This is a genomic window from Streptomyces sp. NPDC048278 (assembly GCF_040652195.1).
In the GTDB taxonomy this organism is placed as follows: domain Bacteria; phylum Actinomycetota; class Actinomycetes; order Streptomycetales; family Streptomycetaceae; genus Streptomyces.
Genome location: NZ_JBEZLP010000064.1, coordinates 1 through 20,758, shown reverse-complemented (window position 1 = coordinate 20,758; position 20,758 = coordinate 1). Strand labels below are relative to the sequence as shown.

The 20,758-nt window shown below is 70.5% G+C and carries 25 protein-coding genes; 17 read left to right on the top strand and 8 right to left on the bottom strand.

What is annotated here, in order from left to right; all coding sequences use genetic code 11:
* Nucleotides 1–64 precede the first annotated feature (64 nt).
* Nucleotides 65–532 (bottom strand): hypothetical protein, encoded by a 468-nt coding sequence (locus tag AB0D74_RS49110; protein ID WP_362602760.1) that lies wholly within the window; start codon nucleotides 530–532, stop codon nucleotides 65–67.
* A gap of 10 nt (nucleotides 533–542) precedes the next feature.
* On the opposite strand from AB0D74_RS49110, the gene AB0D74_RS49105 reads away from it, so the two are divergent.
* Nucleotides 543–692, top strand: coding sequence for a hypothetical protein (locus AB0D74_RS49105; RefSeq protein ID WP_362602757.1), 150 nt, complete (start codon nucleotides 543–545; stop codon nucleotides 690–692).
* A gap of 55 nt (nucleotides 693–747) precedes the next feature.
* Here the strand turns inward: AB0D74_RS49105 and AB0D74_RS49100 are convergent, their stop codons facing one another.
* Complete coding sequence (locus tag AB0D74_RS49100) at nucleotides 748–1,710, bottom strand: hypothetical protein (RefSeq protein WP_362602754.1); 963 nt, start codon at nucleotides 1,708–1,710, stop codon at nucleotides 748–750.
* Nucleotides 1,711–1,963: 253 nt separating this feature from the next.
* Between AB0D74_RS49100 and AB0D74_RS49095 the strand changes: the two genes are divergently transcribed.
* From AB0D74_RS49095 to AB0D74_RS49085, 3 genes are all read left to right on the top strand, one after another.
* Complete coding sequence (locus tag AB0D74_RS49095; protein WP_362602751.1) at nucleotides 1,964–2,647, top strand: hypothetical protein; 684 nt, start codon at nucleotides 1,964–1,966, stop codon at nucleotides 2,645–2,647.
* A gap of 183 nt (nucleotides 2,648–2,830) precedes the next feature.
* Nucleotides 2,831–3,667, top strand: coding sequence for a ParA family protein (locus AB0D74_RS49090; RefSeq protein ID WP_362602748.1), 837 nt, complete (start codon nucleotides 2,831–2,833; stop codon nucleotides 3,665–3,667).
* The gene (locus AB0D74_RS49085) at nucleotides 3,667–4,125 is read left to right on the top strand and encodes a hypothetical protein (protein ID WP_362602745.1); all 459 of its coding nucleotides are present in this window, start codon (nucleotides 3,667–3,669) and stop codon (nucleotides 4,123–4,125) included. The genes AB0D74_RS49090 and AB0D74_RS49085 overlap by 1 nt, the downstream gene beginning before the upstream one ends.
* Before the next feature lie 147 nt (nucleotides 4,126–4,272).
* On the opposite strand, the gene AB0D74_RS49080 is transcribed toward AB0D74_RS49085, so the two are convergent.
* Nucleotides 4,273–5,157 (bottom strand): GNAT family N-acetyltransferase, encoded by an 885-nt coding sequence (locus AB0D74_RS49080; RefSeq protein ID WP_362602742.1) that lies wholly within the window; start codon nucleotides 5,155–5,157, stop codon nucleotides 4,273–4,275.
* A gap of 8 nt (nucleotides 5,158–5,165) precedes the next feature.
* Complete coding sequence (locus tag AB0D74_RS49075) at nucleotides 5,166–6,404, bottom strand: hypothetical protein (RefSeq protein WP_362602739.1); 1,239 nt, start codon at nucleotides 6,402–6,404, stop codon at nucleotides 5,166–5,168.
* Nucleotides 6,405–6,587: 183 nt separating this feature from the next.
* Here AB0D74_RS49075 and AB0D74_RS49070 point away from each other — a divergent pair, with 183 nt between their 5' ends.
* Together AB0D74_RS49070 and AB0D74_RS49065 are read left to right on the top strand one after the other, a co-directional pair.
* Nucleotides 6,588–7,085 (top strand): hypothetical protein, encoded by a 498-nt coding sequence (locus AB0D74_RS49070; RefSeq protein WP_362602736.1) that lies wholly within the window; start codon nucleotides 6,588–6,590, stop codon nucleotides 7,083–7,085.
* A complete protein-coding gene (locus tag AB0D74_RS49065) occupies nucleotides 7,082–7,492 on the top strand; it encodes a DUF6415 family natural product biosynthesis protein (protein WP_362602733.1) in 411 nt (136 codons plus the stop codon). The genes AB0D74_RS49070 and AB0D74_RS49065 overlap by 4 nt, the downstream gene beginning before the upstream one ends.
* Before the next feature lie 441 nt (nucleotides 7,493–7,933).
* Here the strand turns inward: AB0D74_RS49065 and AB0D74_RS49060 are convergent, their stop codons facing one another.
* The 4 genes from AB0D74_RS49060 to AB0D74_RS49045 all read right to left on the bottom strand — a co-directional run bounded on the left by AB0D74_RS49060 (nucleotide 7,934) and on the right by AB0D74_RS49045 (nucleotide 12,132).
* On the bottom strand, nucleotides 7,934–9,262 hold the full coding sequence (locus tag AB0D74_RS49060; protein WP_362602730.1) for a phage/plasmid primase, P4 family: 1,329 nt from the start codon (nucleotides 9,260–9,262) through the stop codon (nucleotides 7,934–7,936).
* A 382-nt stretch (nucleotides 9,263–9,644) separates the two neighbouring features.
* Nucleotides 9,645–10,568 (bottom strand): bifunctional DNA primase/polymerase, encoded by a 924-nt coding sequence (locus tag AB0D74_RS49055; protein WP_362602727.1) that lies wholly within the window; start codon nucleotides 10,566–10,568, stop codon nucleotides 9,645–9,647.
* Between the two features lie 226 nt (nucleotides 10,569–10,794).
* Nucleotides 10,795–11,367, bottom strand: coding sequence for a GNAT family N-acetyltransferase (locus AB0D74_RS49050; RefSeq protein ID WP_362602724.1), 573 nt, complete (start codon nucleotides 11,365–11,367; stop codon nucleotides 10,795–10,797).
* A gap of 6 nt (nucleotides 11,368–11,373) precedes the next feature.
* On the bottom strand, nucleotides 11,374–12,132 hold the full coding sequence (locus AB0D74_RS49045; RefSeq protein WP_362602721.1) for a GntR family transcriptional regulator: 759 nt from the start codon (nucleotides 12,130–12,132) through the stop codon (nucleotides 11,374–11,376).
* Nucleotides 12,133–12,420: 288 nt separating this feature from the next.
* On the opposite strand from AB0D74_RS49045, the gene AB0D74_RS49040 reads away from it, so the two are divergent.
* The 11 genes from AB0D74_RS49040 (at nucleotide 12,421) to AB0D74_RS48990 (ending at nucleotide 20,527) form a co-directional block, all read left to right on the top strand.
* Nucleotides 12,421–12,915, top strand: coding sequence for a hypothetical protein (locus AB0D74_RS49040; RefSeq protein WP_362602718.1), 495 nt, complete (start codon nucleotides 12,421–12,423; stop codon nucleotides 12,913–12,915).
* On the top strand, nucleotides 12,912–13,154 hold the full coding sequence (locus AB0D74_RS49035; protein ID WP_362602715.1) for a hypothetical protein: 243 nt from the start codon (nucleotides 12,912–12,914) through the stop codon (nucleotides 13,152–13,154). The genes AB0D74_RS49040 and AB0D74_RS49035 overlap by 4 nt, the downstream gene beginning before the upstream one ends.
* Entirely contained in the window at nucleotides 13,154–13,372 is a 219-nt protein-coding gene (locus AB0D74_RS49030; protein ID WP_362602712.1) for a hypothetical protein, read from the top strand. Before AB0D74_RS49035 ends, AB0D74_RS49030 begins: the two co-directional genes overlap by 1 nt.
* Entirely contained in the window at nucleotides 13,369–14,730 is a 1,362-nt protein-coding gene (locus tag AB0D74_RS49025) for a DUF2637 domain-containing protein (RefSeq protein ID WP_362602709.1), read from the top strand. Before AB0D74_RS49030 ends, AB0D74_RS49025 begins: the two co-directional genes overlap by 4 nt.
* Before the next feature lie 107 nt (nucleotides 14,731–14,837).
* Nucleotides 14,838–17,120, top strand: coding sequence for an FtsK/SpoIIIE domain-containing protein (locus AB0D74_RS49020; protein WP_362602706.1), 2,283 nt, complete (start codon nucleotides 14,838–14,840; stop codon nucleotides 17,118–17,120).
* Between the two features lie 228 nt (nucleotides 17,121–17,348).
* Entirely contained in the window at nucleotides 17,349–18,038 is a 690-nt protein-coding gene (locus AB0D74_RS49015; RefSeq protein WP_362602703.1) for a hypothetical protein, read from the top strand.
* A gap of 157 nt (nucleotides 18,039–18,195) precedes the next feature.
* Entirely contained in the window at nucleotides 18,196–18,582 is a 387-nt protein-coding gene (locus tag AB0D74_RS49010) for a hypothetical protein (protein ID WP_362602700.1), read from the top strand.
* 126 nt (nucleotides 18,583–18,708) lie between these two features.
* On the top strand, nucleotides 18,709–18,960 hold the full coding sequence (locus AB0D74_RS49005) for a hypothetical protein (protein ID WP_362602696.1): 252 nt from the start codon (nucleotides 18,709–18,711) through the stop codon (nucleotides 18,958–18,960).
* A gap of 71 nt (nucleotides 18,961–19,031) precedes the next feature.
* Nucleotides 19,032–19,517, top strand: coding sequence for a hypothetical protein (locus AB0D74_RS49000; protein ID WP_362602692.1), 486 nt, complete (start codon nucleotides 19,032–19,034; stop codon nucleotides 19,515–19,517).
* A gap of 9 nt (nucleotides 19,518–19,526) precedes the next feature.
* A complete protein-coding gene (locus tag AB0D74_RS48995; RefSeq protein WP_362602689.1) occupies nucleotides 19,527–20,171 on the top strand; it encodes a hypothetical protein in 645 nt (214 codons plus the stop codon).
* Nucleotides 20,168–20,527 carry a hypothetical protein gene (locus AB0D74_RS48990; protein ID WP_362602686.1) on the top strand — a complete coding sequence of 120 codons (360 nt, stop codon included), beginning with the start codon at nucleotides 20,168–20,170 and terminating at the stop codon, nucleotides 20,525–20,527. Before AB0D74_RS48995 ends, AB0D74_RS48990 begins: the two co-directional genes overlap by 4 nt.
* Nucleotides 20,528–20,758 lie beyond the last annotated feature (231 nt).

Sequence of the window (20,758 nt, the reverse complement as noted above, 5' to 3'; positions counted from 1 at the left end):
CGGCCCCGCGCACGTGCGCGCGTTGAGCGGTCCAGAAAGTCCAGAAACCCCGACCGGCCGTCGCTCAGCCGCTTGCAGCGGGCGCAGACCGGACCGGTCGTCTCGCCGCCGGGGGGCCGTCGACTCCCTTCCAGCCGGGACCGAGGCCGATGGGTCGGCGGGGTCTCCGCTGTTGGGTGGTCTCCCCGGCCGGGGCCGTGCCGACGGGTTCCGGTCCGCCGTTGAGCAGGGCAAGCACTTCGGCGGTGGCGGCCGGCACCCGGGCGAGGATCTGCGCGGCCGCCGGGTCGACCGTGGCGAGTGCGGCGGCGAGGGTGTCGATCGCTTCGACGACGTCCTCGACCGCGGCCGCGCTCCAGGCGTCCGGCTGGCTCGCCACGTCCGCGAGGTTGCACGCGGCCTCTGCCGCCTCGTCGGCGCGTGCCTCGACTCCGGGCGCTGCCTGGCTCAGCCTCATGTCCCGTCCAACGAGGACGTCGTGCTCCTGGTGGTGCCCGGCGAGCGGGGGACGGTAGAAGGACGGGGAGGTCATGGTGCGCAGCATGACGTACGAGCCGCACCCCGACCGCATCCCACCGGCGCCCTCGGAGCCGGAGCCGCCGACCGCGGCCGCCGCCTTCGCCACCCTCGTCGACGAGTGGGTGCGGTGGGCTGAGGAGTACGGCGCCCGCCTGGAGGGACCGGGTTCCTGAGCATGCGAAAGCGCCAGCGTTCCGGCTTGCGGAAACACTGGCGCTTCAGCAGACGTCAGGCAGCTACCCGGGCTGTCCGTCGACGGTCCCAGCTGAGATCCGGCTCGCCATGCCCGTCGGTCGTCCAGGCCGCGCGCTCCCAGACCGGTTCGGTGCCAGCGGCAATGCGGTGCAGGACTGCGGACATCGAGCGGCCGTCGGCGGCGACGTCCAGGGAGCGGCTCCAGGGCACCGCGCCGTCGCGGGGGACGCTCGGGATCGTCTCGCCCGGGTAGTCAGTCCAGCCGAACCATCCCGACCAGATCGACGCGACACTCGGGTTCTCCTTCCGGTGGTGCGAGGTCGCCCACGGGTGTTGCGGGTCGAGGCCGGGCTGGACGACCGAACCGGGCAGGTGCAACAGCGCGCCCGGGTACCGGCTGTAGGGCCCCATGTGGTCGGGCTCGCGGACCACCCGCCGATCGGCGAGCAGCGCATCGAGCCGGTCGAGGACCTCGCCGCGCTCCGGGGTGCCGTACTCCCCGGCCGGAGCGGCGTAGAGGACTTCACCCGCGTGGACGTCGACGACCGCGACGGCCTGCGCCGTGGGCAGCGCGTCGGGTTCGACGTCGACGACCAGGAGCACGGCGGACTCGTCGGCGACGAGCCGCCGGGCGTGCTGCTGCGCCTGGTCGTGCACCTCGAACAGCGCGGCCGGGACCGAGCAGGAGTCACACCAGCGGCCCCGTCCGAGCGGCTCGTCATCGCGGTGACCGCAGCGGCGGCACACGTACTGGAGGTCACGGGCCCGGTCGAGGGTCGCCTTCTGCGCCGGCGAACACGAACGCTTCGCCACCGCGGCCGTCACCTCGTACAGCGGGGCGTAGCAGTTGCCGTGGTAGAGCACCTGCCCCAGCGGTTCGCCGCCGGGTTTGAGGCCCTGCCGGTCGAGCTGGGTCTTGGTGAGAAGGCCCTCGGGTACGGCGCCCCACCACGTGTAGCGGGTGAGACCGGGGAGCGGGGGAATGGACGACGGCACTTCGAACCTCCTTGGGCCGGATTCTGAGCCGACCATAGAGAGCTGAAACGCCCCGCGCAACAACCCTCAAACACGGGTTGACCTGCGCGTTTAGGGGCGGGATATCTAGCTTGATTCAACACTTTTCCGCTTGCGGAAATGCTAGCGGCTTTGCCAGCACTGATGGAACCCGTGAGACCGTCCATCGCACGCGAGCGTGGAGTCTCACGGGAAGCGGACTGGCACAGCGGGTTATCTAGCTAGACTCCCGGCCATGCCGCTGCTGCCCTTCGTGATCGCGCTGGAGCCCGATGACCGCCAGGCCCTCGACGAGGTGGTCAAGCAGGGCCGGAAGGCTGAGGGCGAGTGGCTCACCGAGGCCCGGAAGCGCGAGGGCATCCGCTACCTCCGGGGTGAGGCCGCCCGGGAGGCCCGCGGCCGCGTCCGTACCGAGTTCGCCCGGCTCCGGAAGACCGGCAAGCTGGCCGGCACCCGCGACCTGGTCGTCGCGCGCGAGGTCCGCGCCGAACTCAAGCGCCGGAAGATGACCGGCGACTACAAGCCCGTCCCGGCCGCCGACGCCGGAGCACCCGGCCGCCCCCTCGGCAGCAGCCCCCGCAAGCAAGGCCGGGCAGCCGACGAACCCACCAAGCTCAGCGCCCGCCTCGCCGTACGCCTCCCCGCCGACGTCGGCGAGCAGCTCGTGCGCGCCTGCTACTGGGAGAGCGAGCCCGCCGTGAAGGCCCTGCGCGAGTGGCAGGACCTGTGGGGCGACGGACCCGAGGTCATCCTGCGGGACGCTGCGCGCAACGGGGCGCCGGGGATGCTCGCTCTGTTCGCCGCCGCCCTCGCGCCGCGCCCCGACGCGGACACCCTGCTGAAGAAGGTCGAACTCCAGGACCTGATCGTCACGACGGGCGACGTCATCCGCAGCGCGGTCAAGCACGCCATTCTCTGACCTCCCCCAATGCCCAGGCCCCTCAACAGGGGAAAGGCGCGAAATCTGGCTAGATAACCCGCGAATGAATGCGGGTGTTTCCGCATGCGGGATTACCGGCGGCAATGCCTGCGGGGGAGCTTGCGCATAGGCGTGCGGAATCGGCACTCTTCGGCTTACCTGGAGAGAAGGAGGGAGGACCCTGTGGCCGAAGACCCGGAGCCGGACATCGTCGCTGAGGTCAGTGAGAAGGGTGGCGTCGGCAAGACGTCGCTCACGGCGGGGCTGATCGCGGTGGCCGCCGAATACGGGCTGAGGGTGGGCGGTGTCGACCTCGACCCGCGCGCGACCCTCACCGACGAGCTGGGTGTCGACGACCCCGAGCTGTCGGTGAACGACATCTACCACGTCGACCCGGACAAGCCCCCGCAGGACCCGGCGCAGATCGCCCGCAAGGCCCTCGTGCGCGCGGGCAAGGAATGGCCGTCGAACGTGTTCGTGCTGCCCTGCGTCCGGAAGTTCGGCAACCGGGAGACCGACGCCACCACCGGGATGGAGTTCCGCCTCAAGCGCGCGCTGTGGGGCATCCGGGACCTGGTCGACGTCCTGTTCCTGGACGTCCCGCCGCGCGCCGGCGGGAAGATCGTGGGGTCCGCCCTGATCGCGACCAAGAAGGTCCTCATCCCCTCGACCCTCACCGACGACGGGCACGACGGTGCCAAGGAGGCCATCACCTCCATCGAGCACTACACCGCGCCCGGGGGTCTCAACGAGGGGCTTGAGATCACCGGCATCGTCCGGAGCATCGTGCCGCGCCAGACCGAGTACCGGCAGATCCATCAGGACTGGGACGCCGCGCTGCGCGAGGACTTCGGCGACCTGGTGCTCCCCACGATCGTCAGGAACTACGCGATCCGCGAGGTCTGCCGGACCGGCTCCATGCCGATCACCGCAGCGCCCGGCCGCGAGGCCAAGCACCTCCAGGAGGCGTACCGCGAGGTCCTGCTCCACACCCTCCCGCACCTGAAGGAGAAGAGCTGATGCCCACCTTCGCAGAGAAGGCCCGCCAGGCGCAGCAGGAGAAGCGCGCCCGCGAGGAGAAGGACCCCGCGGACCTGTCCGGCGCCCAGGAACCCGACTGGGACAACCCGGAGACCTGGGGCGGAGACGGTTCCGACGCCAGCGATTCCGCCAGCGACAATGACAGCGGTCCGGACAGCGGGAACGACCACCAGGAGCCGCCCGCCATCGAGGGCGACGGTGCCGCGCCGAAGGCTGTCCGGCGCTCGCCCCGCCGTGCCGGTCGGCCCCGGGGCCCGGAGCGCGCGCCGCTGTCCGTGCGGGTCCTCGCCGCCAACGACCGGATGCTGACCGCCGCGGTCGCACAGACCGGCAAGAACCCTCAGACCCTCGTCGACGAGGCCCTCGGACTCCTCTTCAAGAAGCTCAAAGTCGAGGACCCCGGCACACAGTCGCAGCAGGCCGACGACGTCGCCTGACGTCCCCGGCCCGCGAACCGGCCCGCATTCCCGCTGCCATTTCCGCCAGCAGGAATGCGGGCCTTGTCGTCTGCCGGACCACCAGCCACCCAAAGCGGGGGCCGGACGTCCGTCGTGCTCGCCGTGGCCGGCCGAACGCCGGTGGGCCTACTCCGGCTTGGGCGTCTCGTCGACCGTGACGCTCGTGAACACCGTCGGGCGCCCCGACTGTTCGTCGCGGCCGTACAGCGTGCCGACCCTGACGACCGTCAGCATCCCGTCCCCCACCCCGATCTCCTCGCCCACCGCCGGGACGGGCAGCATGCCGATGCTCGACAGCGACATCAGCTCGATCTCCTCGGCGCTGATGAAGTACACGACGTGGTGGGGCTGGCTCGGCTCCAGGAGCCGGTCGCCGTGCAGGACCGCAGCCCAGTCGTCCTCGGCGACGACCCGGTCCAGGACCTTGCTGCCGGTGGGGCGCCGGTTTGTCTCTCCCCGGAGCGGCAGCTTCACCAGCATCGCGTCGAACTTCGGGGCCGACTCGATGCGCGGGATCAGCTGACCGAGGAGCCTCCAGCCCCAGCTCACGTACAGGGCGTGCACCTTCGGGTGGGAGCTGCGCACCAGGAGCGTCGCCCGCCCCTCCTTCCGGGGGGCGAGCAGCTCGTCGTGCAGCCGGCGGGACACCCCGGTCTTGCGCCAGGGCACGCGGACCATCAACTCGCTGATGGCGTAGGTGCGGGTGCCGGTCTCCCGTACGACGTGCTCCGGGACCGGATGCAGCAGGCCCCGCCACCAGGCCGCGCCCTCGGGGAGCGGGGCGCCGTACGCGTAACCGACGACCTGGTCGCCGTCGTACGCCACGGTGCACGTCCAGCCCGGCCGGGACGACCAGCCGTCCAGGCCGCGCCCGAACCGCTCGACTCCGTTGAACGGGTCGTCGGCGATCGAGTCCGCGTACACCTCCCGGTAGACGTCCATCAGCGTCTCCCGCAGTTCGGCCGCGTGGTCGCTGGTGTAGTGGCGGATCTCGACGTCGTTCGAGGTCACGGCTCTCCTCATGTGGTGGCGAGGGTTCTGTGGACGACGGCCAGGCGCTCGGTGATGCGCTGGCTGCTCAGGGCTCCGGTGTCGATGTCGGCGACGGTGGTCGCCGCGCGGTCGAGGTGGCCCTGGGAGACCTGGAGTTCGGCGAGCTGGACGGAGTAGAAGGCGCGGCTGCGTCGCATGGACGGGGCGAGCAGCTCCAGGGCCTGCGCCGTGGCGGTCTCCGCATCGGGCAGCCGCCCCAGCGCCTGGTGGGCGATGGCGGCGAGCCCGGCGAGTTCGGCCCCGTCCAGAAAGCGCAGCCAGGGCGGGGGCACCGCGCGGTCCGCGCGGTCGTACGCACGCTCGGCGGCGAGGATCGACCGCGCGGCCGCCGGCCGGTCCTTCGCTCGGGCGTGGCCGATGGCGAGTCGGGCGTGCAGCAGCGCCGCGATCAGCGGGTCCTGGCGGGCCTGCCTCGACTCCAGCGCGGCCCGGTTGATCCGCAGGGACTCCCGCAACCGGCCGTCGACCCGCGACATCATCGCCAGGTTGCTCCAGGCACGGGCCTGGCCCCGCCGGTCACCGGCGAGGATCGCGGACTGGAGCGCGTCCGCGTACATCAGCCGGGCCTGCCCCTGCTCGCCCGCGTCCAGGGCCGCCCACCCCGCCGACGAACACAGATCGCTGATCGCCGAGTTCAGCGCCTGCTCGACCCGGGGCCCGTAGGTGCAGCCGTCGGCGGTCCGCCTCAGCCGGGCGAGGTAGGCGGTCGCCACCGGGTAGAGCCCGCCGCCGCCGACCGAGGTGAAGTGCGCGGCGAGCCGCCCGATCTTCCCGTTGATCCGGTCGACGTCGCTCAGGGCGAGGCGTCCGGTGACGGGCGTCTCCTCCAGGCCGAGGACCAGCGCGACGGTCGCACCGGTCGAGGTGGTCATGAACTCGCGTCGTCGTTGCACCGGCGCGTCCTCCTCCCCAACCCCCGGGTCCGCCGGCGGTGGGACCGGCAGGCGGTTCGTCGACCGCCCGCGCGGTACGAACCCGAGCTGCTCGGGGGTCCGGTCGAACAGCTCCATCAGCGGCAGAAGGTAGCGCTCGGTCGGCCAACGGGCCTGACCCGACAGCCAGCGGCGCACATGCCGGTCGGTCGTCGCGCCGGGCCGCCCGAACATCCGCGCGCTGATCTTGTTCACCTCGCGCGCCAGTCCGCCTCGGGAGTACCCGAACTCCCGCATTAAGCCCGCCAGGACCTCGTTCCGCTGGGTGTCCACCGCGCCCCCGTACGCCGCCGTTCCTCCGGATTCGACGGTAGACCCGGCGGGAGGGCCCCCGGGAGCCGAAGGTAAAAACGTCCTCCCTGCGTCCGGGAAGTGCCCGCACAACGCCCTGATCCCCCACCCCCATCACCCGGTTGTCTGGGAGGAAGTGACGGACACTCACCAAGGAGGCCCGCCGTGCCGAACTCATCCGCCGGCGGAACCCGGGGCCGAAAGCGCGCCCCTCGTACGTGGCATGACCTCGCGGCCGCGACCGCCAAGAAGCGTGACCTGTGGCTCCAGACCGGCTCCCGGGTCCTGAACCACACGGAGTTCGTGGCCTGCGGGCTCGACTGGGACGCCGTCGCCGTCCGGCCGATACAGCTTGGCCTGGACGCCCTCGTCGCGATGCAGCTCGGCACGCGCCGCGGCTACCGGGTACTCGCCGACCACCTGCGCGACGAGCTGTACGTCCTCGTGCCGGTCGGCAACGCCGACGACTTCACCGGCCTGCCCGGCGTTCGCGTCCTCAGCCGCGGCCACCAGCTGCTCATGCCCCGCACCCCCGAGCACACCAGCCAGGTCGCAGACTGGGTCGGCACTCCCGGCGAGACGCTCGCGCTCGTCGACCCCCAGCGGCTCGCCGCCCGCCTCCAGGACCTCGCGCCCGCCCTGTACGAATCGGTGGCCCCATGACCAGCACTCCCCCGCCGACCGCCGAAGTCGCGGACGACCCCGAGCACCACCTGGACGACGTCGTGCCGCTCGACCGGCGGGTGCACCTCGAACTCGCCGCCACCGTGCTCAACCCGCCCACCGACGCCTCGACCCTCCGGCCGGTCGACTGCGAGCAGATCGCCCTCGAACTGGCAGGCCACGCCCGGGTCGTCGCCGACGACGTCCGCCGGCGCTGCGCACTGCTGCCCGCCCGCGACCCCAAGCGCGTCCTCACCGAGGCCGTGCTCGGCGAGGCCGACCGGCGGCTGAGCGTCCGGCCCCGCCCGACGCTCCCCTCCGCACAGAACCGCGCCCGACTCCTCAAGACGCTGTACGAGCGCCTCGACAGCCTCCCGCCCGTCCCGCCCGCCTCTCCCCCGCCCTGAACCTCTCAGGGCCCCTCAGAGCCACCCAGCGCCGTTCCCCCGTCGCCCTGGGTTCACGGGAGCCCCGGCCGCCGCACCTCCACCTGTGGCCGCCGGGGCTCCACCTGTTCAACCGCAGCGCATTCCTCGCGCCTCCGGTCCGTCCCACCTGAACAGAGCCACCCAAAGGCGGGGCGGGACCCCGGGGCGTTCGGCACGTACCCGGCGGACTGTGATGGCTGTGACGGATGGTGTTTTTGGTTGCCTAGCGCAACGAGAGTGCAGGGTTGTGATGGGTTTTCCGAAACTCTCCATGCATGCACCCATGGGGGATTATCGGGAAACCCATCACAACCCTGCACTTTCGCAGGTCAGAGCGTTTTGGCCCCCTACACGAAACCGCCCTGCACGGGGGTCCCGTGCAGGGCGGTGCTGAGGCTGAGTGCAGGGCGGCGTTGTGGCCTACTCGCCGTCCTCGGAATCGTCGCCCGCGAGCATGAGACCGCGGTAGACATAGCCCGCGCTGGTGCGCTTCTTCTCCCACCCCCGGGCCGTCAGGCTCTTGGCGAACTCGACCTCACTGCAAGCCTGCTCGCCGCTCGCGTGGCACCAGCCGGTCCACGCGTTGAACAGCTCACGGGCGGACACAACCGCGTGGGGCGAAGCGACGGTGCGCTCGTCGACGAAACGGCCGAGGACGTCGCTGGACGCCTTGTACTCCTCGGTCTTGATGCGGACGATCTCCGGCGGCGCGAGCCCCTTCTCCATGTACTCGTGCCAGCCTTCGTATGCCCACTCCAGGACTGCGGGCGCGGCCTTCTTCAGTCGGTCGGGCAGGCCGCCGTCGCGCTCCTCCTCCGGGATCACCACGTCGAACGGGACGACCAGGATGCGCCGCCACACGGCCGGGTCGTCACCGGAGACGAGCGGCAGGTGGTTCGTCAGCATGATGAGGGTGTGCGACGGGTCGAAGGTGATCGGGTTCTTGTGCATGAGGTTCGCCTCAATCGGGTCACCACCGACCAGGCGCTTCATCGTGGCCTCGGCGAACCGCTTGCCCTTCTCCGTCTCGGAGCAGAACGTCAGCCGGGCGCCCCGCAGCCGCATCTTGAAGGCACCGTGCCGCTCGTGCTTCGACTCCATCAGAATCGCCGGGTCCACCTCGATGGCGTAGTCCCCGAAGGCAGCCATCAGGGCGTCGCGCAGCGTGCCCTTACCGTTCGCGCCCGTGCCGGTGAAGATCGGCATGACGTGCTCGATGACCTTCCCGAGCATGGCGTACCCGAACAGGCGCTGGACGAAGGCCCGCACCTCGGGGTCCGGCAGGATGCGTTCGAGGAACTGCTCCCACTCCTGGGCGCCGGCGACCTCGCCGTCGTCCTCCTCCGGCATCGCGGCACCCGCGACCTTGGTGATCAGGTCCTCGCGCGCGCACGGGTCGACGGTGCCCGCGGTGAGGTGGACAGTGCCCTCGGGGGTGTTGAACTTGTACGGGTCGGCGTCCAGGGCCTTGGAGGCGGTGCTGATCGGGGCCAGCGACGATGCGATCTTCAGCAGTCCTTCCAGGCCAGAGGCGGACTCTGACTTGCGGACGTCCTTGTACAGGTCGTCGCGCTCGTCGCCGCTCATGTTCTCCAGGGCGTGCAGCGCACTCTTCACCGTCTTCACGGCGTACGCCATGTCGACGCGCTGCTCGTCGAGCAGCCAGCGAGCGCCATCCCACTCGTGCCAGCCCAGGCCGTGAACGAACCGGAGCTTGTCGCCGTGCTCCTCGATGAACCGCTCAGCCATCCGCAGCTGCCCGCGGTGCTGAATCGAGGAAGTGGGGCGAGGACGTCGAGGCCGACGAGGTCGTTCGGTCGTCGTCGGTACTGCGGAACCCGCCCACATGTCCTCGTCGGGCGCCGTCGTGTCGCGTGCCGCCGGGATGCTCATGCGACACCGCCGATCGAGTCGGAGCGGAGAGCGGCGTTGCGGCCCGCATTCTCGCCAGCAGAAATGCTGGTGTGAACACGCGACGCAAGCGTGGTTGAGCAGGTAGAACCGGAACGCATGCGAGTCGTACTCCTCGGGTGCCTGGCCTCGGGGTGGTGGCACACCGCCGGGGCCTTCTTCGTTGCCGAGGGGAGGTCTACGTACTCGAAGGGGTTAACGTCTCGTCCTCGATCGACGGTCACACGGCACCGCCGATCCGGTTGGTGGGAGGCATGAAGCGAGGCTTCTGCAGACCCGCCCGCATGCCGGAGTTCAGGGTCTTCTCGATCTCGTGCGCGTACTCGGTGCCCAGCCCGGCCGCCCTCGCGGCCGCCGTCAGTTCCTCCTCGGCGACGGCCTGGTCCAAGAGGCCGGCGGCGACCAGCTGCCCCGCGCGGTAGGCCGCGAGGTTCAACCGGTTGTTGCGCCCGGAGCCCGCAGCCATCCCGGACAGGTCGCGGCACTCGGAGCGCAGGATGCCCGTCGCCCACCGCTCCTCACGGGTGCCGCCGCTGGAGATGGCCCGCAGCCGGGACTCGATCTCAGCCCGGCTGACCCGCTCCCCCGCTTTGGGTGGCTCGGGTGCAGTGGTGATCAGGGTCAGCAGCCAGTCGGGCAGGTCCACCGGTTCGGTGATGCTGCTCTCCAGCACGTACGGACGGCCGTTGACGACCGAGCCGATCCCGACCACGTAACCACCGGTGGCCCGGGTGTCCATGCACCAGCCGATGGTCCGGGCGGTGTTGCGGATCTCGACCCCGGCCGGGGCGCGGTAGACCAGGTGACGGCCGCCGCTCGGTGTACGGACGGTCAGGGTCGGCACCGCGTGAGCGCCGGGCGTCCGGTCGATCAGGATGCTGAACATCGTGTCGCCGTCGGCTACCTGGGGGAACTCGGCAGGGGGCTCGTCGTCCTCGTGCGGGATGTCCAGGTCCACGGCGACGAGCCGCGAGGGCCCGCAGGCGATGCCGATGTTGAACGGGGCCCGGCTCCAGGTCCGGGTGATCAGGTCCCGGTCGAGGGTGGCGCGGCCCTCCCAGTCGTTCCAGACCGGGGCCTTGCCGCCGACGAGCAGCGGGTGGACATGCATACCGCGCTCGGCGTAGTGAAGCGCGGAAGTCAACAATGTTGCCCGGAGGTTCCTAAAACCATCCGAATTGTGGCGCGCACCATGTGGCACGGCACGGCCTACTTCTCGTACTCTCATCAATGAGCGTCCTAACCGCTCGAACTTCGCCGGGTCTGCTAAACCCGGCCTTGCTGAAACACCAGGCGCCCCGGCCAGGGGGCGCCTTTGGTGTTTCTGGGGCTCAATCCTGCCCCTTGATCACAGAATGGGTGCACTCGGATTACGCGTTGCGCCTGAAACGTCCCGAAACGTGGGGCAGGAGAAGTGAGTTGGGATTCGTGGTCAGCGAGGTCGGACGCTGCGCGAGCCATCCGGACCGGCGGTGGGCCGGGGCCTCTGTGCGGACGTGCTCGAAGCCCAGCCGCTCGTAGTAGAGCTGGAGGCCGGTGTTGGTGCGCCAGCAGTCGATCCGAAGCCATTCGCGACCCTCGATGGCCGCTACTCGGCATGCCCAGTCGAGGACAAGGCTGCCGAGTCCTGTACCGCCGACGCTGCGGGCAGTGATCAGCTTGTACAGGTAGAACGCCGTCTCGGGGCGGTCCTCGTCGCGCCAGAAGTCGCGGTCGGCGGGGCCGCGGCTCACGGTGCCCACCGTTGAGCCGCGGTTGTCGAGGATGACCCAGGCCCGGCCGTCCTCGATCGTGGCGTGCCACTTGTCGATGGCTCGGCTGCCAGTCTCGGGGTCGGACCACTGGTCGGTGCCCAGGCTGGGGAGCCAACCCTCGGCTTCGGTGCGGAGAGCCATGAGGGCGGGGACGTCGGCGACGCCAGCCGGACGGATTTCGTAGGTCACTGAGGCTCAGACTTCCATTTCGTAGACCAGCATGTGCCGGTCACCTGGGGCGATGGTCTTCATGACGCGGACAGGACCGACGTCGCCGTACCCGATGCGGACGTGCTGCGCGATCGGAGTGCCGGGCGGGAGCTGGAGAGCGTCGGTCTCGTCGGGGGTGGGCATCCGAACGGTGATCTCGTCGCGCACGTGGTGCTGCGGGTGGCCGATCGCCTTGAGGATGCCGCCGGGCATCGAGACGTCGCCTTCCTCTTCGAGCGGAGAGTCGAACGCGACAGGGCCAGGGAACCAGCTGGTCGACATCTGGAAGGGGCGGTCGTCGACCGACCGCATACGGACCCGCTGAACGACCTGGTCGCCGGGGGCGACCTGGAGCCATTCGGCGACCTCGTCGGTCGCGGTTTCCCTCGACACGGTGACGTGCTGGACGGGAACCCGCCCCGCGTCCTTGATCGCGGTCGACCAGTCGTCCATGACGGTCGAGTCACGGCGCTGCCCGCGCTCGAACTTTGTGAGGTTCCAGGTGATCGGCCGGTCCGCCCGGACACGGCGCCGGCCTCCCTGCTCGCCAATCACGAGGCCCTCGGTCTTGAGGAGGTCGATCCCCGCGCTCACGGTCTTGGGGGTCACGCCGTGGAGTTCTGCCAGCTCACGGCTGGTGGGGAGGACCGATCCAGGGGGCAACTTCCCTGACCTGATCTGCGCCCGGAGGTCGTCTGCGATCGACCGTGCAGTCACACGTCGATCGCGCCTTGTCGTCGTCATGCCGTGCAGAGTACCTAGAAAACTGGCTTAGGTACATAACTTCAAGCGTGTTGCTAGTGGTTCAGATGAGTTGGGTACGTAACTCTTGACGAGTTGGCACCGAAGTCCGTACGGTCATGGTCGTCGCCGAAAGTTAGGTACATAACTCGGCGAAGCAAGCCACGTAAGACCCGGGCATTCCTATGCCCAAAGCGCGACCCCGGCTCGCCGTCCAGGGCAAACCGGGGCCACTTGCGGCCGGATCAGGGCCGCCACGGAGGCCGTTCCACGAGAGGAGCACGACCCCACATGAACATCATCGTCGCAGGTCAGCGCATCGTTACGCAGGGCGAGTTCATCGAGGTCGCGAACGGGTTCGACATGGTCGAGCCGCTCGCCCTCGACATCGAGCACGAGTTCACCGCCGGCGGTCTCGCGAGCCGGGACGCGATGGAGTCCTTCCTCGCCGACTTCGAGATCGAGACCGACACCGACCACGAGGACGCCGCCTACTACCGCAGCCTGCTGCGCCGGATGCCGAAGGAACTGCGCACCGGCAAGAGCAGCACGCCCGCGATCGTCGCCGAGTTGGAGGCCGCCGACGAGACCGTGGGTTACGAGGACGACGAGCCCACCGCCGACTGGACGGCCGCCGACTACGACTCGTACGAGGTCCTCGCCCTGGTGGGCAGGCCCGACCCGGTCGCCGTCGTCTCCCGCGCCCGTGCCCCGCGCGCCGAGCGTCGCGCGGTCCGCGCCGCCCTCCGGGTCGTCCGCAACGAGACCCCGGCGGTGGCGGCATGAGGATCGCAGCCCACACCGCGCTGTTCGTGCTGACCGTGCTGGAGATGGTGTTCGGCCTCGTCGCCGGGACCATCGCCCTGGCCAGCCTCATCACCGAGACCGTGGCCCGTGCGACGGCCGCCGGCGGCGACTGGTTCGCCCGGCGCTCCGGACTGACGCCGGTCTCGCCCCGACTCCGCACCGAGCTGGCGACTGTCCTGTCCGGGATGGCGACCCCGAACCCGAGGAAGGCCGTCTGATGTCGGACCACATGCACTGGCGCTCGCAGGGACAGGCCAGCGAGGGTGCGGCCTGGCTGCGCCGGGAGATCGCGATGGAGGAGGCCAGGAAGGTGCTGGCCACGTACGGGGAGACCGACGAGCAGGACGCCGTCCGGGCTCACCAGGAGACGTACAAGGCGCTGGCCGAACTGGTCGCCGCCATCCAGGGAGCAACCGCTGCGGGGGTCGGACGATGAGCTACCGCGAGGAGCGCCGCGCCGACCAGGTCGCCGAGCGCGCACAGGACCGCGAGGACATGCGGCTGAAGCTGGAAGCCCAGCTTGAGGCGAAGAAGATCGCCGCCGAGGAGAAGCGCAAGGACTCCGAGGCCAAGGCGGAGCAGACCCGGCGCGACGCCGAGGCCAAGCGCCGCCAGGAGCAGGCGGACAAGAGGGCCCGGCAGCAGGAGAAGGAGCGGAACAAGGCCGCCCGCCGGGCGAAGTACGGCAAGGTCACCGGCTGGCTCAACCGCAACCCGGTCACCGCGTTCGTCGGCTTCGTGATGGTCTGCTCGATCGTCCCGGCCGTGATCTCCCAGGTGGGCGCCCTCGCCGACGCCGGGGTGTTCGTCCTCCTGGCCGCGCTGCTCAGCGCGATGCTGGAGGGCACGGCCTGGGCCCTGACGTTCATGGGCAAGAAGGCCGAAGACGAGGGTCGGCCGGCGGGCAAGTACAGGGTCGCCACCTGGGTCACCGCGTTCCTCGCGGCCGCGGTCAACTACTGGCACTGGTCCGAGGCCCTGCCGAACCAGACCTGGGTCGCCGTGGTGTTCGCCGCGTCCTCCCTGATCGCGATCTACCTGTGGGACATGAAGACCCACGGGTCGCACGGCAAGACCACGGAAGAGCGCCGCGAGGAGAAGGCGCGCAAGCAGCACCTCGCCGACCGGCGCAAGCACCACAAGGACATCGCGGCCGAGGCCGACCGTCTGCTGTCCGCCCTCCCGTTCGGGTCGATCGACGAGGAGGAGGCGTTCGCCACCGCGTGGCGGATCAAGATGGGCGCCGAGCCGGGCCTGTCCGCCGAGGTCTACGCGAACGCCACCAACGCCCGGGTCGCCCTCGGGGCCGCCTTCGAGCTGGGTGAGCACGTCCGCCCGGAGCTGGTCCGCGCGGGCATGCTCGCCACGCTCTACAACCCGCTCCCTAACCGCCTCTCCGAGGGCATCCCGACCCTCGGTCCGACCCTCCCGATCCCGGCCCTCCAGCGATCTTCTGGAGCCGCTACAGCCCTTGCGGGAATTGGGATGTACGGCTCTGAAGCCGCCAGCGGAAATGCCCGCGAGAACGCCAGCGAGAAGGACGGCGGGAGCACGGGCGGGAACGCCAGCGGGAACAGTCCGCGAGGCCGGTCCGATGAGGAGCTGGAGGCCCTGCTGCCGAAGGCGCTGAAGGTCGCCGCCGAGCTCGTCGCGGAGGGCAACCAGATCTCCGCTGCCGCTCTGGCGAAGCGCGTGGGCATCCGCCGGGACGACGCGCGGCGGCTGCGGGACCGGGTCATCGCCGAGCGGAAGCTCAAGCTCGTCGACGGCGACGACACCGAGCTGGCTGGCTGACGAGAACCCCACCCCGAACTGACTGTCCCCCGCAAAGCCGCGGGGCCCGGCGCCTCCCTTCCACAGTTGCCGCCGGGCCCCGCTTCCCCCGAAGGAGAAGGACCAGCATGACCGAGATGCCGACCGGCCGGGGCCTCGACCGCACAGACCTGGCCACCGTCACCTACGTCCACGGCGCGGGGCCGGCCACCAACGCCAACCCCGCCGCTGCCGCCCCCGCTTTGGGTGGCTCGACCGAGGCCACCGACAAGGCCGCGGTTGTCGAATCCGCCCGCCGCGTCCTCGAAGGCCGGGTCGCCCCGGCCCCGGTCGACCTGGAGAAGGTCGACGAGACCGACTTCGACGTCTTCGACGACCGCCCGCTGATCCCGGCCTGGATGAAGTCCGGCGAGGGATGGGCCATGTACGCGGGGGTCGCGTACCGGGCCCGGCGCCGGGCGTACCGCCGGTGGGTCCGCCGCCAGCGCACCGACCGGGGCCACGTCGCGCAGTTCCGGCGCGGTCGGCGCCGGGTCGGGGACTGGGTCCGTGGGTTCGAGGGCATCCAGCTCCAGGCGGTGGCCCACCAGGCGCACATCGCGGCGACCGAGGCCCGCGCCGCCGCCCGCACGGCACGGTTCACCCCCGGGATCATGAAGAAGAAGAAGGAGGTCGCGCAGCGCGAGGCGGACCGCACGCAGACGGTCGCCATGCAGGCGATCGCTGAGCACAAGCGCCTGCGGAGCAGCCGTCGCACGAAGTTCGCGCTCCGGCTGGGGGCCGCGTACGGCCCGCCGGTCGCGGCCATCACCGGCGGATACGTCCAGGCCGGATGGTTCGGCGCGAGTGCCGGCGCCCTGGCCACCTTCAGCGGTGGTGCGTTCGCCGGACGGCACCCGATCACGGAAGAGACGGACTGGTCCGCCGACTGGCGCTCCCTCGGCGACGGTGACGCCATGACCGCGCCGATGCTCGACAAGTGCTTCCAGGCGGCGAAGGTCATCGGCACCGACGAGTCCCTGGCCATCATCCAGATGCCCATGCTGGACTCCCGTGGCGCGTGGTCCACGATCGTCGACCTGCCGCCGGGCATCCCGGCGAAGAAGGCGATGCGCGCGCACGCCGAACTCGCCAGCGCGTTCGCGGTCGAGGAAGCCCAGCTCACCATCACCAAGAGCAAGTCGAAGGGAGCCCGCGCCGGACGCCTGGAGCTGTACGTCAGCAAGGAGCTGCCGTTCACCGGCGACGTCGACCCCGGCCCGCTGCTCGCCCTGGAGGCCGCCGCCAACTTCTGGGGCCGCATCCAGATCGGCCCCGACGTGCGCGGCCTGCCGATCTCCATCTCCGTGGTCGAGCGCTCCGGCCTGATCGGCGGTGAGCCCGGCGCGGGCAAGTCGGCGTCGGGCAACACCATCCTGCTCGCCGCCGCCCTCGACCCCCGCGTGATCCTCTGGCTCGCCGACGGCAAGGGAGGTGGCGACCTGGAGCCGTTCGAGGCCCTGTGCGAGTACTACGAGGGCATGGCCGACCCCGAGGCGTTCGTCGAAATGCTGGACGCCGCGATCGAGGACATGAAGCGCCGGTACGCCCTGCTCAAGAAGCTGGGCAAGCGCAAGGTCACCGAGGACCTGGCCAACAAGCACCCCGAGCTGCGACAGAAGCTGTTGTGGGTCGACGAGCTGATGCTCTACACGACCGACGACGAATTCGGAAAGAAGATCACGAAGAAGCTGAGGAACCTGGTCTCCCGGGGCCGCGCGGCGGGGATCATCACCTTCTGCGCAACCCAGAAGCCCGGCTCGGACGTGGTCGACACCTCGCTGCGTGACCTGCTCTCCATCCGGTGGGCGCTGCGCTGCACCACCCCCGAGGCGTCCGACACGATCCTCGGCAAGGGCGCGGCCGCGTCCGGGTACAGCGCCAAGAGCATCGAGCCGGAGATGCGGGGCGCCGGCCTGCTGTGGGCAGAGGGCTCGAACCCGACCCTGGTCCGGGCCGACTACTACTCCGACGACGAGGTCAACCTCCTCCTGGAGCGCGCGCACGACCTGCGGGCGAAGGCGGGCACCCTGCCCGAGGGCCCGAAGTCCCTCGCGGACAAGCTCCGGGACCAGGGCGACGGCGACGCCGAGGCCCTCGCCGTCCTGGTCGACGTCTTCAACGCCTACGACCAGGCGAAGAAGGAAGACGACGAGTCCGCGGCCGTCGACTGGCTGCCGGGCAGCGTCCTGGTCGACGCGCTCAAGGCCGCCGGACTCGACATCAGCCCCGAGAAGCTCGCCCGCCTGGTGGTCCGCCAGGCCGACGAGAAGGGGAAGCGCACGTGGGAGGGCAGCGAGTCCGCGCTCAACGGCTACCCGCTCGCCGCGGTGCTCCGCACGGCCCAGGCGAAGTACGGCCTGACGGCCTGAGAACCCGGATACACCCCGGACGGTCGCCCGGTTTGGGCTGATACGCCCCCGGATCGGGCGGCCGTCGACCCGGACGGCACCCCGCTCGACCTGGACGCCACCCGTCCAGGTCGAGCCGGGAAGCGTCCAGGTTGCTCACCCCCTCTGACCTGCATCGATGTGAGAGCCGTCCAGGCTCCATCCAGGTCCCAAACCCTGACAAACCCCACGCGACGGAGGACGGCACCGATGGACACCAAACCCGACCTCAAGCTCGTCGGCATCGCCCGGGTGGACGACACGGAACTCGCGTGCGGCGGGTGTGGCAACGCCTTCTCCCTGGAGATCCACAAGCACGGGCTCAGGGAGGTCTCGCCCGCCTGGATCTCCTGCCTGTCGTGCGGTAAGGGCGAGGACTCGCGGGTCGTCACCAACGGCCTGGTGGACTCCGTGCTCGCCGGATGGGTGAAGCGGCAGGCCGACGAGGACCGCGACCTGTTCACCGCCGAGTGGCGCGGCATCGTCATGACTGGCGAGCTGTACCCCACCTTCGACTTCCACCAGGCCGTCGGCGCGGCGAAGGCCGTGAAGGAGGGATGGGACGAGGTCGCCGCCCCCGAGGCGAAGCGGTGGTGGCGGTCGAAGAAGAAGGCGGTCAAGGCAGAGCTGAAGACGAAGCGGGACGCGGTGACCGGCGCGGCCAAGGAGAAGGCCAAGGAAACCGCCGGCGCAGCGAAGGCCACCGTCATCACCGCCGCCTGGAACATCCAGACCGGCGGGGCCGGGCCGACCAAGAGCGTGAAGCCGAAGCCGAAGCGCTGCACGGTCAAGGGCTGCCGGGGCGGAATGGTCCCCCTCAAGACCAAGCTCCACTCCCCCACCGGCAAGACCCGAGAACTCAAGATTCCGTGCGGGGTCTGCCACCGCAGCAGCACCTGACAGAGCCCGCGCCCGAAGAATTTCGGCACGCTGACCAGCGCAAATGCACTCTATGCAGACTCCGAGTCTGCGAACCCCTGGACACGCAGACTCGGAGTCTGCATCATCTAATTACCGCAAGCGAAAATGCAGGCGGAATAGCAGACAGGAGACATCAGTGCCGAACCAGCCGAACCGTCTGACCAGGTTCTTCATGGGCCTCACCGGCCGGTCCTGGGCCTACGAGTCCGTCGAGGGAGTCCGCGAGGCCATCGCCAAGAAGTCCTTCGACTCCCTTCCGAAGCGTGCCGAGACCCACACCAAGGCCGTGGCCGGCCTCAGCGGGATCGACGCGCTCCAGCCCGGCCTGATCGAGTTCCACGACGACATGCACGACGGCTGGCACTACCTGATCGCCCTCGCGGCCCGCGCCGATCAGCTCGGCTGCGCGAGCCTCACCGACCACCTGAGCGACGCCGCCGACGCGCTGCGCAACGTCCTGGAGCACGTGGCCAACGCCGCCGAGGCGACGGTCCCGCACCCCGGAATCCCGCTGGCCCGGTAGACACGCCCCGGGGCGGTCGTCACCCGGCCAAGGATCGCCGACCGCCCCGGGCCCCGGAATCCCGCTCCGAACGGCAGCGGGAGGGAGCCCCCATCGTCCCTCACCACACCGAAGGAGCCAGCACAGATGAGCCCCCGCCCCAGCCAGGAGACCCGTGACGGCGCGAAGCAGCGGGTCACAGAGCTGAAGAAGGTCCGGGACCAGGCGCACGAGGACGCCGAGAAGGCCAAGGCCGCCGCCGACGAGCAGATGTGGAAGGACATCGCCGCCGAGCTGGACGCCGAAACCCTCCTCCAGGCCGACGTCTGCGAGGCCACCGGCTTCTCCCGCGACCACGTCCTGCGCCGCACGAAGAAGTACCGCACCAACCAGAACTGACCGACCGGCCCCCGGGCTTCGGCCCGGGGGCCGGCCGCTCCCTCCCGATCCAGAAAGCCGAGGTCGCCACCGTGAGCACCGAGAACGCAGCCAACAACCGCCAGCTCAGCGAGTCGGAGACCGAGGCCCGCGCCCGCCAGCTCATCGACGCGGTCGACGCGGCGTACAGCCGCCCTGCCATCCGGCCGGACATCGCCGAACTGCTGGCCCGACACAAGGAAGAGGCCGACCACTACCGCACCGCCCCGTACGTGCCGCAGCCCCAGTCTGAGGTGAAGCCTTCCGAGCCGATTCCCGGATGGGCCAAGGGAATTGCGCTCGCGGCCCCCACTGCGGGTGGGGGCGTCTGGCTGGCCATGGAAGGCGTCTCGGGCGTGATGAACGCCGTATCACCGGAAGCCGTGGCCGCCATCGGCGTGGGGGGACTCTTCATGTTCCTGGTGTCGCTGGCCGGACGGAAGAAGGGCCCGAAGAAGGTCGTCAAGAACTACGACATGCGGGGCGCAGTGATCAGCTCCCGGAAGTCATCCGGGATCACCTACAAGTCCAACAACTAGGAGCGCCCGGTGAAGCTGCCCTGGATGAGCCGCGCGGACCGGCGGGCCTGGAAGTCCGCGAAGACCGTCGCCGACCTCGGCGAGCTGATGGCCCGCTGGCTGGAGGGCGAGATCGCCTCCCGCCCCGGCTACCAGCCGCGGTTCGGCCCCGACGAGGAGACCCAGCACCTCGTGCCCACCCTCGCCGCGCTGTGCAGGGCCGGGTACGTCACCACCCAGTCGCAGCCCGGGTGCGTCGGCACCGGCGTGGACGGCCTGTGGTGGGAGCAGCGCGCCGCGGTCGAGCTGGTCGTCACCGACGACGACCTCTTCCACCGCCTGGTCGACGCCGCCACCGACGCCGGCATGTTCGTCCGAGTCCACGACTACAGCCGCGGCCGCGTCCCGGAGTACCCCGTCGCCGCCACCCTGCGGGACGGCGAGGCGGTCACCGCGTTCGGCGGCCGGATCAGCCGGGCGGACATGGCCATCCAGTGGCCCGGCCTCGACCGCGACCTCTACGACCAGGTCGCGCACGGCACGTACGTCTCGATCGTGGCGCCGGAGTACGGCACCGCCGGCGAACGGCTCTGGGTCGTCCTCGACTTCCTCACCGGCCTGCGCCGCGAGGACCCCACCAACCCGTGGAACACCGTGATTGGAGAGCGCGGATGACCCGCAAGCACGCCATCGTCGACGCCGAACCGCACCTGATCATCAGCCACGGCAGCGACTTCTTCGGCCAGGACCGGCACTCGCTCAAGTCCCTGATCTCCCTGGCCCCGTACGCCTCCAACGCCTTCTCCTGGAACGACCAGAAGGCCGTCGCCCCGCTCGTCCAGGCGCTGGAGAACCCCACCGCGCGGACCATCCCGGCCGAGGACGCCGCCGTGTTCTCCGAGCAGCTGCTCAAGGTCTCCCGCAGTCGCCACCTCAAGCCCGCGGTGGCCAGCCTCGCCCGCGCCCTGGCCGACGCCGCCGCCCGCGCCGCGGACGCGGGCGAGCCCTGGGAGTGGCTCGAAGAGTCCTGACGGCCCGCACCCGGCCGACCAGCGCACACGGCGACACCGCCCCTCGCTTTGGGTGGCCCCGAGAGCCCCGCCGAGCCGCAGCGCTCAGCGGGGCTCAGTCGTACGGCGAGGCGCGTGACGAGCGGAAGGAACGGCGGTCGCGCCCGGCACCGACCGGGAGGCCGTTCACGGCCGAGTGGGCGGTGACGGTGAACGCGCGACCGCCACAGACGGAAAGCCGGGGCCGCCGGG